This is a genomic window from Vibrio sp. 10N.222.49.C9 (assembly GCF_041474985.1).
GTDB classification, from domain to species: Bacteria; Pseudomonadota; Gammaproteobacteria; order Enterobacterales; family Vibrionaceae; genus Vibrio; species Vibrio crassostreae_C.
The window spans coordinates 1-254 of record NZ_JBFRVD010000423.1; the positions used below are offsets into that span (position 1 = coordinate 1).

Consider the following 254-nt stretch of genomic DNA (forward strand, 5'->3'; position numbering starts at 1 on the left):
AATTAGTGCTTCTTTTGAATGGTGGCATGATAAGCATGCCATGTGCCATACCCAAGAATTGGCATGGTGACTATCATGCCGATCCCGTAAGTTGCAAATCCTATCAATACGCCACCACAAATCATTGCAGCCCATACTAGCATTGGTCCTGGATTGCTGCGAACAGCGTTAAAGCTGGTAAATACCGCGGTCATAATATCTACCCTGCGCTCTAGCATCAGTGGCATTGAGAATACTGAAATACTGAATACGAC

The 254-nt window shown here is 44.9% G+C and carries 1 pseudogene; it reads right to left on the reverse strand.

What is annotated here, in order from left to right:
* Positions 1–2: 2 nt before the first annotated feature.
* Positions 3–254 (reverse strand): annotated as a pseudogene (locus tag AB4585_RS23805) (DUF2189 domain-containing protein); the annotation flags it as partial.